We start from the raw sequence: 14,499 nt of genomic DNA, 5'->3' as shown, positions 1-14,499 counted from the left end.
TGTAACTAACTCACTGACAACTTGCTAACGCAAGTTCATGAATACTCGAAACGTTATCGGAAATCAATCCAATACAATAGATAACAATATATATACGCTGCATCACTAACGCTCCTTGGTCTGCCGAAGATTATCGAAGGAGTAGATTCAGCAGACAATCCTGCAAGGCTAAGTGGCGAAGCCACCCAGTCGCTGCTCCTTTAAGCCTTTCGGATTCGTAGATACAAGAACGTTAGATGAAATTAGCACAATGCATTCATTTATAAGAAAATTAGGGAGGAAATAATAAACATGAAAAGTCCTGGTCCGATTCATACATTTCCTATGGGCAAGAATAGACCTGGACTAACTTTAGATAATCATTGTTTTGATGAAGAATATAAAATTATTCCATCAAATCAACCATTATTTAATCTAAGCACTGAAGATATAGATGAAGCTTACGAATTTGTTAAGAGCATAGGAGCAGAGGTTGTAACAGAAATTGCAAGATACCCAGATCTATCTGATTTTTCTTTCAAGGACCCTGATGGGAACATTTTGATGATTTGTTCCTGTATAACGGAGAATTAATACTGTTTTTAGTGTTTTCGAAGAGGGCCTAACACCATGACATTACTAATAACATCGCAAATTTAATATTCCAAAAAATCTAAGAGCGTGTGGGTAACTCAGAGTGGATTTGCCTAACACGGTATTCACGCTGCGTCGTTATTGCGCCTTGGTCCGGCTGAAGTTGGAAGAAGTTGATTCGATGGAGATGATTCAATAGTAGGGAAGCAGTTTCAGCCGAACAACCCTGCACTGGCTAAGTCCGTCGAACCAGGCAGCTAAACTGCCATAAGACAGTGAGGGGTCGTGAATACAAGAACGTTAGGCGAAAGCGTCAGAAGCATACAATATAAAAGATTGGATTGGAGTTCATATGGATATTAACCTTGTTCCAATAAGAAAAGAAGAAAATGATGTATTATATAACCTATATCAATTCTATAACTATGACTTTAGTCAATTTACAGACGAGGATCTCGACGAATTTGGAAAATATGAAATAACCATTGATTATTATTGGGAGGGTGACCGTCGGTGGAATCCTTATTTTATTGAGAATAGTGGAATTAAGGTTGGGTTTTTGGTCGTACTTTTTGAGAATATGGACACTGACCCCGATCCGACACATGTAATCTATGACTTTATGATACTTCGAAAATATAGGGGACAAAGAATAGGTAAGGCGGCTGCAATCAAGGCATTTAATTTGTTTAAAGCAAAGTGGAAAGTAGTACAATTGGAGAATAACACTCCTGCAATATCGTTTTGGAGAAATGTAATAAGGGATTTTACAAAGGATAATTATATAGAGAGATTTAGAGATGATGTAAGGAAATATATTCAAGAATTTAGTACGAATAATACAGAGGAGCAAATACTATGCTAGCACTTAGATTTACTCAGAAACTTTTAAAAGATATGAATGCAACTCCAGTTGAATTAGGAGAGGTTGATCCGCTGTTTAGTTGGCATGTGAATATATTACAGCTAAGAAGAAAACATATATTATTTGTAAATGATTCAAGTCGATTATGTTTAATCATCGATGGGATAAGGAGTTCACAACTAGGTAAATTACAAGAGAAATTTAAGGCAGAACTCAAAGAATATTTATTGTTAGAGGGAGTAGTAAGAAGCAAAATCGATCAATATTTCTTTGAAGCAGGAGAAATTAGTATTGGTAAAACAAATAATAAGAGTGTTTTGGGAACCCTGAATGAAATGTCCTTGTATTGTACAGATATGGAGTTTAATCACACGTTTGATCTTAGTGCCTGGCTAAACACGATGATCTTTAAACCAATTGATTATGAAGAACCAATTAATGTATTCAAGAAAGCATTAGAAGAAAAATATTGTTAATTGTTTGTATCCCAGGGAGGATCATGATAATTATTATTCGAACCGAAAACAAAGATTTTTACAATCAAGTCAGAGAAGGAAACTAACAAACTAAAAAGAGAGGTGTCTGTATGGAAAGAAGGCATGAAGTTTTGTTTGGGCAGTTGAATACTTACCGGGACGAGCTAATGGCAATGGTTGCAGGGGTATCTGAGGTGGAGGCCGAGATTATACCTAAAGGATTCAATAATAATGTCCGATGGAGTCTGGGTCATATTTGTGTAGATCAATACTTATGGATCCGGGCACTTACAAAAGAAGAAATGCCTATCCCTACAACATTTATTGAATGGTTTGGTTATGGTACCAGCCCTTCCCGGTTTATTGATGAAACACCAACATTTTCCCAGCTCATTCCGATTTTGCAACAGCAGCCGCGCATCATTCAGGAGATGTATCAGGATCGTATGGAAGAGGAGTTTGCTCCGACAGAAATGGGGATGCACACAATTGAGCAGGTACTCATCAGAACCATTTTTCATGAAGGACTGCATATAGGCGCGATTCAGGCTCTAAAGAAACAACTGAGCAGAGAAGCAGGACGTAATTAATTAGGTCCCGCAATACGTTTGGATCACACTGTAAAGATAAGGGCTATCTAAGGCTGCGACCGGACGCTGTCGTTCCCTTAAGGCAGTGAGGGTTCGTGAATGAAACAACGTTATGCGAAACACCTAGAAAGGATTCAGAAAACATGAAAACAAAAATATCTAAACTAGCAGAGCTAATTGCTAAAGAAACATTTTTGAAAAACGAGGTATATTCATCTGAAGAAGTTCGAGAAACGATAAATTACATTCTTGAATATCTAGATATAATCGGTGCAGATAATCTTCATCTAAGAAACCCTTTAAACCTTGATGAAAATGTTTTTTATTGCAGGAAGAGAGATATTCCTATGACGGGAAATGAAATAGTGACCGGTGAATATTTACTATTTGATTACACAGGCCACAATGAAGATATGTTTTTAAGGCAATTAAATTCTTTAATTGAGATTGAAGATGAAATTACAAATGGTGGTGGGATAACCAATCCGTTTACTACTTATCAAATTGCAATAATTAATGGAATGGTTCGAGATTACGAGATTTACTTTACAAATAAATTAGATAACAAAGAATACAAGTTTATTAAGGATATTCATGATGCTCTACCTGGGTCTAAGAGCATCTTTGATAAATCGAGTGTAGAACAAGAACGTGAGTACGAGATAACCAACGCAAGGATAGTTTGGAAAGCATAATCGAGGGAAGTCGGGTGCATTGCATAGCACTGTATTCACGCTTCGGGCTGACGCCTTGGTCCGGACCGAAGTGAAGAAGCAAGGAAGCGGAATCAGCCGGACAAACCTGACAGGCTAGGTCCTGCTGGACCTAGTCACTACGCTACTTTAAGCCTATCCGGTTCATAGATACAATGAAGGGAGGCAAATATATGGCCCTTGATGGATATTTATCGGATGTGAATAATCAAAGACAATATTACTTTCCTATAGAAGACGCCTTCCATGAAGCAATTTTTCAAAATCATAAGATCTGGAATAGCTATATTCAATTAAGAAAGCTAAAGGACTACTATGAAACTGCAAAATACAATGAAATTGAAGTGAAAGCCCTTGCAGACGATTTCGAACAGTACATGTGCAATATCGATTCAATATATCATGCCAGAATAAATGAACTAATAATTAAATTGAGAGACAGAAGAATAGTAAAAGCATTATTTGATGGAGATTAAGTGAGATAACGGAACTATGGAAGGATTTTACGATGATAGAAAGCAATGGCTTTGCCTAACATCGTATTCACGCATCGGGCATTCGGCATCGGTCCGCTGAGACATTTCTGAGAAGGGGAGCAAACGTTTATCGGAATATTTGCTGAAATGAATATTGGACCCGTATCTGAATCATCAGTTTTTGTAGTCTTTGAAATCAATCAAGACGGTTTTGGTTTATCGTATAACAACGTATTCATACTACTCTGCTTCTGGAGCTTGGTCTGCAGAAGTATTGGTCGGCATCATTTTGATAAGTATGTCTGCCTTTGTGGCTGGCGCCGACCATGCTCCAATCGAGGGATTTCAAGAAAGAGGAGCTAGGGACAAATGTGTTCACAACATCGACATGAATATACCCTACATGGGTATGGTATAATGCATATGAATTAATCATCATATTTAAGGGAGAGTTGACATGGAAATCGCAATCATGCTTTACGATGGAATCACATCATTAGATGCAATTGGTCCCTATGAAGTATTTGCTGTTACACAGAAATGTAAAGTGAAGTTTGTTGCCAAGAAAAAAGGGTTAATTAAACTGGACTCAAAAATGGGATATTTGCATGCTGATTACAGTTTTTCTGAAGTTACTTCAGCTGATATTCTTGTCGTTCCTGGTTGCAGTCCTCCAAATTATAAAAATCCAATGAATGACGAAGAAACGTTGAATTGGATTCGCCAAATACATAAGACCACGAAATGGACTACGTCGGTTTGTACTGGCTCTCTGATTTTGAGCGCCGCAGGTTTGTTGAATGGAGCCCCGGCAACTAGTCATTGGGGATCTTTCGACCTGCTCCAGTCTCTTGGAGCCGTTCCAACAGATGAGAGAGTGGTCCGCCATGGCAAAATCGTAACAGCAGCTGGTGTCTCCTCTGGTATCGACATGGCACTTCAATTAGTAGCATGGGAATTAGGGGAAGATATGGGCAAAGGAGTCCAGTTGATTTTGGAATACGATCCTCAGCCTCCGTTTGATACGGGTTCAACAAAGAAAGCGCCGGCGTCATTGGTTGAACCGATAAGAGGGATGCTTCAAGAGTTTTCAAAGCGGGAGCCCAATATGTAAATCACTTTGACTTGATGAGCGCGGATCTAGCAAATTTTTAGGCTTACAAGAGTAGAAATGGTAGCTTTAGGGGTCAACCCGAAGCTACCATTTTTACTTTTTGATCTATGCTTACTTACTTCGACAGATTATGGGCAAGGGAAAAGCCACCTGACCTTCAGGCCTACTTTTGCTAAACCACGAAGCACGAAGCGCCGAAATCCCCGATTGTCGTTCAACGAAACTCCAGGAGGGTTATATGTGCATTAATGATCATTGAAAAACTGAATTGCTTTCTCGAGGTATATTTTTTCGTCTTCTCTCAGTTCATCTTCCCAGGCAATCGCGCCTACGGGGCATGCCACCTCACACGCGCCACAATCGATACAGAAACGGGGATTGATGTAATATTGATCATGACCTTCTTCAATACAATCTACCGGACATACATCCAGGCATTCACCAGCTTTTTCATCGATACAGTCAGCGGTAATTACAAATGACATAGGATACAACCTTCTTCCGTTATGATTAGAATGGTGCCTTGCTTCAAGCAGCTTGCTCCATTATTTTTTTGCCGCTTCGTAAAGCCGTTCTACTTCTCTCCAGTTAACGATGTTCCAGAATGCCTCAATGTAATCAACTCGTTTGTTTTGATATTTGAGGTAATAAGCGTGCTCCCATACGTCTAATCCCAATAATGGCGTAAGTCCGCCCATTAAAGGACTGTCCTGGTTCGGCAAACTAGAGATTTTGAGTTTCCCCCGTTTGTCCAAGCTGAGCCAAGCCCAGCCGGATCCGAAACGTACCGCAGCCGCTTTCGCAAACTCCACCTTGAATGCTTCGAAGCCGCCTAATTGTTGATGGATCGCTTCGGCCAGCACGCCGCCAGGCTGCCCGCCCCCATCAGGTCTGATCGTTTTCCAGAACAATGAATGGTTGGCATGTCCGCCTCCGTTATTACGAACAGCAGTACGAATGTCCTCGGGAACGAGCTCCAGTCTTTGAATAAGATCATCAACGTTCTTGCTTTGAAGCTCAGGGTATTTGTTCAGCGCCGTATTTAAGTTTGTTATGTAGGTGTAGTGGTGGCGGCTGTGATGAATGAGTATCGTTTGCTCATCAATGTACGGTTCAAGCGCGTTTGCAGGGTAAGACAATGTCGGTAATTGGTGTGCCATATTCAAAATTCCTCCTTCACAAAGTTAGATGATGCAGAATTAAGTGTAGTCAATATTCGATATATAATCAACATATAATTATATAAAGTGTAATATATATCCGATCGGGCTCAAATCAAAAAATAAACCTCCAATCTAGGATTGGAGGTTTCGTCGCCGTATTCGATATACACATTTTTTATCGCCTTTGGTTAAGCATTCTGGACGAGTAATATCCGCATCCAGCAAAGATTCGAACAACCGTAATTCACATTGGCAGGCATGGTTGTATTGATGGGCGATTTGGGAGATCGGACAGTTGTGCTCGATAAAAACGTATTCGTCATCGCTTGTTTTCTTTAATTCAACCATGTAGCCATTTTCGTTCTGAATATTGGCAAGTTCGGTTATTTTGTCTTGAAAATCTTTGTCTTCCATCAAACCAGTATACTTTTTGTATAACGTTTCCTTTCGTCGTTCAAACAATCTCTCGACCATATTTTCGCCCGATTCCTTCACCAGCTCATCGAGCAAGTCGAGGGCAACGGCGTGATATTTATTCGGAAACAGTATATTGGCGCGTTCTGTCAAATGGTATGCGGCAGTTGGTCTTCCCATTGGCTGCCGAATTATTCTCGATTCAATGAATCCGTCGCGTTCCAGTACGTCGATATGGCGGCGGACGGCCATGGACGTAATGTTCAGCCGATCCGTAAGTTCTTTGGCGCTAAGCTCGTCATTTGTTTTAAGCAGATGTAATATCGTTTCACGAGTTGATAAATCGGCTTTAGGTTGCAAAGAAGTCACCACCTTGTTTAAAACTTCATTTTTACGTACACGACAAAAAGATATTTTAACTATAAAAAGTATTGTAACACAATATAACGGGTTGACAAGTATGGCTCCATTCACCATAATTTATATACATAATAGTATAAAATATATAAATAAATGAAATGAGGGAGTAACCCATGATTCATATTAGCGACGTAGCAACAGACAAGATCACCGACATGTTAAAGGACATCGGCGGGGATCAATATTTTTTGCGTCTTGGCGTAAGCGAAGACGGTTGCAGCGGTTTATCGTACAGTATCAGTTTTGACGATTCGCTGGAAGAGGGAGATCAGGTCATTGGATGGGGGGGATTTCAAGTTGCTATCGATTATGCTAGCGGACAGTTCCTTGAAGGTGTACAAATCGATTACAAGGAAACGGGAATGACCGGAGGTTTTACGATCGACAACCCTAATGCCAAATTTACATGCGGCTGTGGAGCCAGCTTTCGGACTGCCACTTACCGGGGCAAAGCGAAAAAATGCGATTGATCGTCCAGAAAAAGATGGTCGGAAATGACCTTTGTAATTATGTCTGCGTGTTATAGAGAAAAAGTGGAAGATAGGGATTGAGGAGGAATACATATTGAAAATTATTGTTACGGATGCCGCAGTGGATTGCTTTCAAAAGGACTGGGATTATCGCGTGGGAGACTATATACGTATATATGTCAGGTATAGTGGCGCCGGGGAAGACGCATTCGCATTTGGCATTACGAGAGACGAGCCACGTTATCCCGCAATATCGAATGTTTATGGCGGTATTACATTTTTTATCGAAGAAAATGACTTATGGTATTTGGATGGCCGCGATCTAACAATCGATTGCTTCCATGAGGACATTGTGTTTGTCCGTAGGTGAGCTGTCAGACCTTAATTCAAGAAGCAGACGCAAAGGAAATAAACGACTTAATGAAAGTATAAAAAACAGCATCTGCCGTTTCGTGCAGATGCTGTTGCGCTTTGAAGTTAAAATTGCTGCATCTTATATAAACACTCCACCTCAATTCTGAAGTGGAGTGTTTGACGTGAAGCTGCGCTAAACTTGTGGTTCAATATTATGATTATGCCGGAACAGGTTGGTCGGGTCGTATTTTTGCTTGAGGTCCGTCAATTTTCCGTAATTGTCCCCGTACGTATTTTTGGAGGAACGATGCATCCCGAACGGCAAACGCTGTTGCGTCTGAAGGCACGCGATTCATTCGGCCGTGGCATTCCCAGAATTGACGGGCTGGATTGCTAAAAAATATATAAACTTTAATTATCAATAGTGATATCGTAAGATTAGCGTAACTGTAAAAAAAGGAGAAATCAACCGAGGGATGAATCAGAACAACTTATTGGACGTCAAGTAATCGCAGTAGTGAACTTTCCTGTTAGACGTATTGCAGGTTTTAAATCTGAAGTGCGCAACCGAAGGAGAGATTTCAATGAAGAATATCTTTCTAATAAGACATTGCAAGGCTAAAGGGCAAGAGTCAACAGCCGATTTAACGATTGAAGGCGTAGAGCAGTCCCATCAACTTGCCGAACTTTTGCAAAGTAAAGGTATTGATTTAATTGTGACAAGCCCTTATAAACGAGCTATTGAATCTATATTACCATTATGCAATAAATTGGACCTGAGATATACGGTCGATAACAGACTTGAAGAACGAATTTTAAGTTCGAAGAACCTGGATAACTGGAAGGAACTCTTAAAAGAAACATATGAGAACCTAGAAATAGTTTACGAAGGAGGAGAATCATCCAGAGAAGCAATGAATAGAGGAATGGAAGTAATTAACGAAATTATAAATGGACCATTCCAAAATGTAGTGGTTGTAACTCATGGTGCATTAATGTCTTTGATATTGAAGTATTTTAATAATTCTATAGGATATGAAGAATGGCGTAAATTAACAAATCCTGATATTTATCTAATAAGTAAAGAAAACCAGAAATATGAAGTGGATCGAATTTGGATGTAGACTTAGTGGCAACAGTACATAACAACATATTCACACTGCGTCACTTTCGCTGAAGGAACGTTATCAGAAAAACGGATTTTAAAAGAGAGGTGAGAATTATGAATGTGGGACGAATTGTACATGTATTTAATGATAATTCCAGAAAAGAACTTTTTTCTAATAATGAGTTCCGGACTATTATAGTCAGTATTTTTTATCCTGCTGAAGTTGAAAACGCATACGATAATGAAACAAATTATGTGGAGTTATTTGAGCCATGTACACAGAATGCACTAAGCGTTTTAAAAGACATGGGAGTCGACATTGAATATTTTAGAAGTATTAAAACACAAATACATAACAATTCTAAACCGAATCTAGCTATGAATAATTACCCAGTTATTCTATATGCTCCGGCTTTTGGTGTTGTTAGGGATATGTATACATACCACATACAACAATTGGTGGATTGCGGATTTATCGTAGTATCCATCGGTTCAACATATGAATCAATTTTTTCTATTCTTCCTGAGGATCGTTTTGTTAAACAAGCGGAAGTTATATCGAAGATTAACAGTACAGATGTTCAATTTTGGAGAGAGCTATTGGAGACAAGAGTTGAAGATATTTTGTACGTGATGAATCATTTTGAGGAAATACAGTCTCAATTATCATCCAAACCATTTGACTTTGGTAACATTGGGATCGTGGGGCATTCATTGGGTGGTGCTGCTGCTTTTGAAGCAGCCAAAAGAGACACTAGAATTCAAGCAGGTGTCATGTTGGATGCTAGTTTCCATCTTTTGGACTTTAATGATAATGTACAGATAAATACACCTTTCTTAATTATGAGACAAGAAAAGTGTACGCATGATGAATTACGTAATGAATTTTCTGAAGGTATTATTACCCCCTTTGTTGATGGATTTGAAAGGCTTTATACTTTATTGTCAGGCTATAAATCTTTCGTTAAAGTTCAAGGCGCACACCATATGACATTTAGTGATGTACCAATCCATTATAAAGAAGAGCAAATATCTGAGAAGCATAAGACCATTAGCAATTATGCAACTAGTTTCTTAAGTGAGTTTATCCAAAACAAGACACTGGCCTATCAAAAATTACTAGATAGCATGCAGTTAAATAAAGTCGTTGAGATTAATAAAAAAGGAGAACCTATTTGATAGTGAGCAGGAAGACGACATTACCTGTTTACACCGTATTCGCACTGCAATACTAACACTTCTGGGTTTGCAAGAGACATTTTGATGAAGCGGTATTTGTTAAGTTGGAGGTGTTTAAGAGCATGTCGAAGGCATCTCAAGATAGCACTTAATCATATAAAAACGATTTTTCGCTGCGATCTGAATTCCTTGATCTACCTGAGGATCTTCGAGAAAAGGATTACCATTAACTATCAATTGTGATATCGTGAAATTAGTATAACTGTAAAATGGAGGCAGCAACCATGGTGACAATTGAGGATTTATGAAACTAGATATTCGTGTCGGTACTGTTATTAAAGCAGAGCCGTTCCCAGAAGCTCGAAAACCTGCAATAAAATTAGAAATCGATTTTGGTGAGATGGGGATTAAACGCTCTTCTGCTCAAATTACACAAAGATATGAACCAGAACAACTTATTGGACGTCAAGTAATCGCTGTAATGAATTTTCCTGTTAGACGTATCGCCGGTTTTAAATCGGAGGTGTTGGTCATCGGCGGTGTTCCTGCAGAGGGTGATGTGGTGCTCCTAAAACCAGATGAACCTGTTAAGAACGGTACACCTATTGCATAAGACATTAGTGAATATTTAGTTTGGGCCAAGTGTTCGTAACACTTGGTCTTTATTACATAATTAAGAAGGAGGCTGAGCAGGTCATTTCGGTTTGTCCAGGCGCACTTCTTAGGTAAAGCAAACTTGTTAGAACAAGTGAGTGATTCAAAAAGATACAAAGGAGAGATTAAAATAATATTTTCAAAAGACTATATCTTTCAAAGATATGATACAGATAGAGAAAAGATTTCTGAAATGTTGATTGCCATGAGCAGAAATAATCGAACTTTTGAATCACTGAATGAAAGCGAGAGGACACTCTCATTAGCTTGCAGGCTTGATGGAGAAGTTTGTAATGGTGGATTGTCACAGTATTTTTTGAATAGTGAAGGTGTATACATTGAAGAGACAATTAAATGTTTACAATCTCTTAATGCACATGAACATAGAGCAATATTTGATCAAGCTAGTACGGTATATTTATCAAATGAGGATGAAGAAACGAAATATAAATATTGGTCAGATTTAACCGAGAAGTACGATCAGATTGATTATAATTTAATATACAAGTTATTGATTGAATTTGTAAGAAACAATTGGAATGATTTTGAATAGTGATTTTTATGAAGAGGGAACATTACAGCTCGGAATACAAGTGCTCAATCATGTGAAGTTAATAAATATACAAAATTAGGAGGAGATTTCAGTGCCTAGTCATGATGAAATCTATAAGGACCTATCTTTTTCATATGAGGATATGGTTAGCCGGCAACCTGATTTAACGGAGTATATTAAAGAAATTAGGTCGTATAAAGGACTGGATGTTTTAGATCTAGGGGCTGGATCAGGAAGGCTTTCAAGCTTTATAGCCCTTGAAGCTAACTCACTAGTTTGTACGGATATATCTGAATCCATGTTAGAGCTTTTAGACAATAAATTAAATAATAATAGTTTGTCTCGTAATTGGACTACCGTTGTAGCAGATCATCGAAAGCTTCCAATCGACAATGCATCAATCGATTTAATTGTATCTGGTTGGAGCATTAGTTACTTAACTAACACGGGCAATATTGATTGGAAAGAGAATCTTGAGTTAATCGTTTCTGAACTTATGCGTGTCTTGAAACCTGCAGGGACAATCATAATATTGGAGACTTTGGGAACTGGAACTGAAAGCCCCAATCCACCTAAGTTTTTAACTGAATATTATTCACTTCTTGAGAGTAAATACGGTTTTTCACATCGTTGGATAAGGACAGATTATCAATTTGAAAATACAACAGAAGCTAAAGAAAATATGGAATTTTTCTTTGGCTCGGATATTTCAAGAAAGATAGATGAAAACCAGTGGTCTACCGTACCTGAATGTGCAGGAATATGGTGGAAGCATGTGTGAACGTTGAACAACCAAGGAGGATTATATGAAAATCTCAATTAGTTTGACTGACCAATCTACAAAATTTATTGTAAACAACCTATACCCGCTATATTTGCATGATTTGTCTGAAATTTGGGAATGGAAACCGAATATATATGGTGTATATGAGGATGACGATACATTGACGTTGAATGAGCAAAACAAAGTTTTCGATGTCTGGTGGGAGAAGCCATCTGTACTATTTCCGTATTTAGTTAGAGTAGATGATATCCCGGCAGGCTTTGCATTTGTAGCAACTCCACCTTACACGCCTCATGGCAGTGAATTTTTCATGAATGAGTTTTTTATGTTGAGGCCATTCCGTGGGAAAGGTATTGCTGAAGCTGCAGCGGTACAAGTGTTTAATAAACATAAAGGGTTTTGGGAACTGCAAACAAACCCGACAGAAGCAAATAAGAGGGCTCAATCATTTTGGAGAAAAACAATTCAAAATTATACTTCTGAATCACACCAAGAGGAGTTTGCCAACACAGAGAATGACGGATACAAGATCATTTTTAGATTTGATAATAGTCATTTATAGACTTGTAGATATTAATATAAAGGTGTATTGCCATAGAGAACATCCTTGCGAAATCGCAGCCGGTTCTCTATAATAGATAAACAACTTCATAACTGGATGAAGTTTACGGGAGACAGGCAATGGCTTGGCCGAAGGGGCAAAACTCTCAGGCGTTTGCATCATTCTCACAGGATTGAACGCAAGCAGGACCGTAGACGGACAGAACTCTGGAGAGACTCCGCTGATGTGGGGCACCGAAGGGGCAAGACGTGTCAATACACGTTAAAACTCTCAGGTAAAAGGACAGGGATTGCAGATTTTATGCATTATTATTCGGATTTGTGATTATTATCACCTATCGTTTTATTTGCTTTTCTGCAAAAATGTCCCCAGAGTCAAATCTATCGATTTGACTCTTTTTTCGTGTCGTGAGACACATCGATATCGATGCTGAAGAGGGGAAGAGGAATGTACATGTTAGAACAATGGTTAGACAGTGTGAATCAAATTGTATGGGGGCTGCCGCTTCTTGTATTGTTGGTGGGGACGGGGATCTTTTTCACATTCCGCCTCGGTTTGCTGCAAGTTTTTCGTCTGCCGCTGGCACTCAAGCTTATATTCACCGCAAAAAATGAAGGGCAAGGAGACGTAACTAGCTTTGGCGCGCTTGCTACCGCCCTGGCTGCCACCATTGGAACGGGAAACATTGTCGGTGTAGCGACGGCTATTCAAATGGGCGGCCCGGGAGCGCTGTTCTGGATGTGGATGGCTGCTTTTTTTGGCATGGCAACCAAATACGCCGAAGGTGTGCTGGCCGTAAAGTACCGGAAAATAGACGAGAATGGGCAAGTATCGGGTGGGCCGATGTATTATATTGAACAAGGATTGGGTGTAAGATATAAACCGCTGGCTGTTTTTTTCGCTGTGAGTGGGGTATTGGTCGCATTTTTCGGGATTGGCACCTTCCCGCAAGTCAATGCCATTGTAACGTCTACGCAGTCAAGTTTGGGTATTCCAGTCGCTGCAACTGCAGCTGTAGTGACCGCTTTGACGGCATTGGTGACCGTTGGAGGGCTCAAGAATATTACAAGGGTGACCACGAAAGTTGTGCCCATCATGGCCATTGTCTATGTGGTAACAAGCTGCATCGTGCTTATTGCTTTCGCTGACAAGATTCCATACGCTCTGTCGCTCGTATTTCAGAGCGCGTTTAATCCGACTGCGGCAGGTGGCGGATTTCTCGGCGCTACTATTATGCTGGCTATTCGCAACGGCATTGCAAGAGGTGTATTTTCAAATGAATCCGGACTTGGCAGCGCGCCGATTGCGGCCGCTGCGGCCAAGGTGAAATGGCCTGCGGAGCAGGGGCTTGTGTCGATGACGGGCACTTTTATAGACACGATTATTATTTGCACACTGACCGGATTGACTCTGATTGTAACCGGCGCATGGAATGGGGCTGCGGAAGGAGCAGAAATGACACAAGCGGCGTTTGATGCGGCATTACCGTTTGGCTCCTTAATTCTTATGTTTTGCCTCATTTTATTTGCGTTTACGACGATTCTAGGCTGGAATTATTACGGCGAGCGCTGCATCGTATACTTATTTGGCGTTAAATCAATCCTGCCTTACCGCATCGTGTTTATCGTTCTGGTCGGGGCGGGCGCGTTTATCAAGCTACAAGCGATCTGGCTGCTCGCGGATATTGTGAATGGACTGATGGCACTGCCGAACCTAGTTGCCCTGCTTGGTTTGTCTGGGGTGGTTGTAACTGAAACGCGTCTTTATCTAAGGCATATGAAACAGAGATAGGAAGGGATTTTGAAGGATTTTAATGTGAAGAGTTAACAAGATATTGCATTTCCGCTATTGGGCTTACGCCCCTTACTTAAGAGATGTATAATCAAGGAAGATGATCCAGACAACACGCGACCTGACCTAAGATAGGAGATATCTAAGGGCGGGTCGTCTTTTTTTAGGTGGTGTGTCAACATGAAAACGAGAGCGATAAATGATAGAACGAAGGATAAAGTAGAAGTAAAAGCATTAATC

At 39.8% G+C, this 14,499-nt stretch carries 19 protein-coding genes, 3 pseudogenes and 1 riboswitch; of the genes and pseudogenes, 17 read left to right on the top strand and 5 right to left on the bottom strand.

Going from position 1 to position 14,499, the window contains the following annotated elements:
- Window positions 1-291 precede the first annotated feature (291 nt).
- The 7 genes from AC2TF5_RS18645 to AC2TF5_RS18615 all read left to right on the top strand — a co-directional run bounded on the left by AC2TF5_RS18645 (window position 292) and on the right by AC2TF5_RS18615 (window position 4,807).
- Window positions 292-573, top strand: coding sequence for a VOC family protein (locus AC2TF5_RS18645; RefSeq protein ID WP_491298666.1), 282 nt, complete (start codon window positions 292-294; stop codon window positions 571-573).
- Between the two features lie 352 nt (window positions 574-925).
- On the top strand, window positions 926-1,438 hold the full coding sequence (locus AC2TF5_RS18640; RefSeq protein ID WP_491298665.1) for a GNAT family N-acetyltransferase: 513 nt from the start codon (window positions 926-928) through the stop codon (window positions 1,436-1,438).
- Window positions 1,432-1,914 carry a DUF6933 domain-containing protein gene (locus AC2TF5_RS18635; RefSeq protein WP_491298664.1) on the top strand — a complete coding sequence of 161 codons (483 nt, stop codon included), beginning with the start codon at window positions 1,432-1,434 and terminating at the stop codon, window positions 1,912-1,914. Before AC2TF5_RS18640 ends, AC2TF5_RS18635 begins: the two co-directional genes overlap by 7 nt.
- 110 nt (window positions 1,915-2,024) lie before the next feature.
- Complete coding sequence (locus tag AC2TF5_RS18630) at window positions 2,025-2,504, top strand: DinB family protein (protein ID WP_491298662.1); 480 nt, start codon at window positions 2,025-2,027, stop codon at window positions 2,502-2,504.
- A 95-nt stretch (window positions 2,505-2,599) separates the two neighbouring features.
- Window positions 2,600-3,199, top strand: a complete 600-nt coding sequence (locus AC2TF5_RS18625) for a hypothetical protein (RefSeq protein ID WP_491298661.1) — start codon at window positions 2,600-2,602, stop codon at window positions 3,197-3,199.
- Between the two features lie 191 nt (window positions 3,200-3,390).
- Window positions 3,391-3,693, top strand: a complete 303-nt coding sequence (locus AC2TF5_RS18620) for a hypothetical protein (RefSeq protein WP_491298660.1) — start codon at window positions 3,391-3,393, stop codon at window positions 3,691-3,693.
- Between the two features lie 457 nt (window positions 3,694-4,150).
- A complete protein-coding gene (locus AC2TF5_RS18615) occupies window positions 4,151-4,807 on the top strand; it encodes a DJ-1/PfpI family protein (RefSeq protein WP_491298659.1) in 657 nt (218 codons plus the stop codon).
- Between the two features lie 115 nt (window positions 4,808-4,922).
- On the opposite strand, the pseudogene AC2TF5_RS18610 reads toward AC2TF5_RS18615, so the two are convergent.
- From AC2TF5_RS18610 to AC2TF5_RS18595, 4 genes and pseudogenes are all read right to left on the bottom strand, one after another.
- Window positions 4,923-5,025: pseudogene (locus tag AC2TF5_RS18610) on the bottom strand (transposase); the annotation flags it as partial.
- 27 nt (window positions 5,026-5,052) lie between these two features.
- Window positions 5,053-5,292, bottom strand: a complete 240-nt coding sequence (locus AC2TF5_RS18605) for a ferredoxin family protein (protein WP_491298658.1) — start codon at window positions 5,290-5,292, stop codon at window positions 5,053-5,055.
- Window positions 5,293-5,352: 60 nt separating this feature from the next.
- Window positions 5,353-5,967, bottom strand: coding sequence for a superoxide dismutase (locus tag AC2TF5_RS18600; protein ID WP_491298657.1), 615 nt, complete (start codon window positions 5,965-5,967; stop codon window positions 5,353-5,355).
- Between the two features lie 135 nt (window positions 5,968-6,102).
- Complete coding sequence (locus AC2TF5_RS18595; RefSeq protein ID WP_491302934.1) at window positions 6,103-6,753, bottom strand: helix-turn-helix transcriptional regulator; 651 nt, start codon at window positions 6,751-6,753, stop codon at window positions 6,103-6,105.
- Window positions 6,754-6,917: 164 nt separating this feature from the next.
- Here AC2TF5_RS18595 and AC2TF5_RS18590 point away from each other — a divergent pair, with 164 nt between their 5' ends.
- Entirely contained in the window at window positions 6,918-7,274 is a 357-nt protein-coding gene (locus AC2TF5_RS18590; protein WP_491298656.1) for a HesB/IscA family protein, read from the top strand.
- 94 nt (window positions 7,275-7,368) lie between these two features.
- On the top strand, window positions 7,369-7,644 hold the full coding sequence (locus tag AC2TF5_RS18585; protein WP_491298655.1) for a HesB/YadR/YfhF family protein: 276 nt from the start codon (window positions 7,369-7,371) through the stop codon (window positions 7,642-7,644).
- 177 nt (window positions 7,645-7,821) lie between these two features.
- On the opposite strand, the gene AC2TF5_RS18580 is transcribed toward AC2TF5_RS18585, so the two are convergent.
- The gene (locus AC2TF5_RS18580) at window positions 7,822-7,941 is read right to left on the bottom strand and encodes a BBE domain-containing protein (protein WP_491302933.1); all 120 of its coding nucleotides are present in this window, start codon (window positions 7,939-7,941) and stop codon (window positions 7,822-7,824) included.
- A 159-nt stretch (window positions 7,942-8,100) separates the two neighbouring features.
- Between AC2TF5_RS18580 and AC2TF5_RS18575 the strand changes: the two are divergent.
- From AC2TF5_RS18575 to AC2TF5_RS18540, 8 genes and pseudogenes are all read left to right on the top strand, one after another.
- Window positions 8,101-8,190 (top strand): annotated as a pseudogene (locus tag AC2TF5_RS18575) (tRNA-binding protein); the annotation flags it as partial.
- A gap of 22 nt (window positions 8,191-8,212) precedes the next feature.
- Entirely contained in the window at window positions 8,213-8,752 is a 540-nt protein-coding gene (locus AC2TF5_RS18570) for a histidine phosphatase family protein (protein WP_491298654.1), read from the top strand.
- A 98-nt stretch (window positions 8,753-8,850) separates the two neighbouring features.
- Window positions 8,851-9,915, top strand: coding sequence for an alpha/beta hydrolase family protein (locus AC2TF5_RS18565; RefSeq protein WP_491298652.1), 1,065 nt, complete (start codon window positions 8,851-8,853; stop codon window positions 9,913-9,915).
- 284 nt (window positions 9,916-10,199) lie between these two features.
- A pseudogene (gene csaA, locus AC2TF5_RS18560) lies at window positions 10,200-10,528 on the top strand (chaperone CsaA).
- 123 nt (window positions 10,529-10,651) lie between these two features.
- The gene (locus AC2TF5_RS18555) at window positions 10,652-11,122 is read left to right on the top strand and encodes a DMP19 family protein (protein ID WP_491298651.1); all 471 of its coding nucleotides are present in this window, start codon (window positions 10,652-10,654) and stop codon (window positions 11,120-11,122) included.
- Between the two features lie 91 nt (window positions 11,123-11,213).
- On the top strand, window positions 11,214-11,903 hold the full coding sequence (locus tag AC2TF5_RS18550; protein WP_491298650.1) for a class I SAM-dependent methyltransferase: 690 nt from the start codon (window positions 11,214-11,216) through the stop codon (window positions 11,901-11,903).
- Between the two features lie 25 nt (window positions 11,904-11,928).
- Window positions 11,929-12,468, top strand: a complete 540-nt coding sequence (locus AC2TF5_RS18545; RefSeq protein ID WP_491298649.1) for a GNAT family N-acetyltransferase — start codon at window positions 11,929-11,931, stop codon at window positions 12,466-12,468.
- 196 nt (window positions 12,469-12,664) lie between these two features.
- Window positions 12,665-12,764: riboswitch (glycine riboswitch) on the top strand.
- Between the two features lie 151 nt (window positions 12,765-12,915).
- The gene (locus AC2TF5_RS18540) at window positions 12,916-14,259 is read left to right on the top strand and encodes an alanine/glycine:cation symporter family protein (protein ID WP_491298648.1); all 1,344 of its coding nucleotides are present in this window, start codon (window positions 12,916-12,918) and stop codon (window positions 14,257-14,259) included.
- The last annotated feature ends 240 nt before the right edge of the window (window positions 14,260-14,499 follow it).

This window comes from Paenibacillus sp. JNUCC 34 (assembly GCF_058269055.1).
Note: the sequence above shows the minus strand (reverse complement) of the source record. Positions and strands in the feature narration are given on the sequence as shown.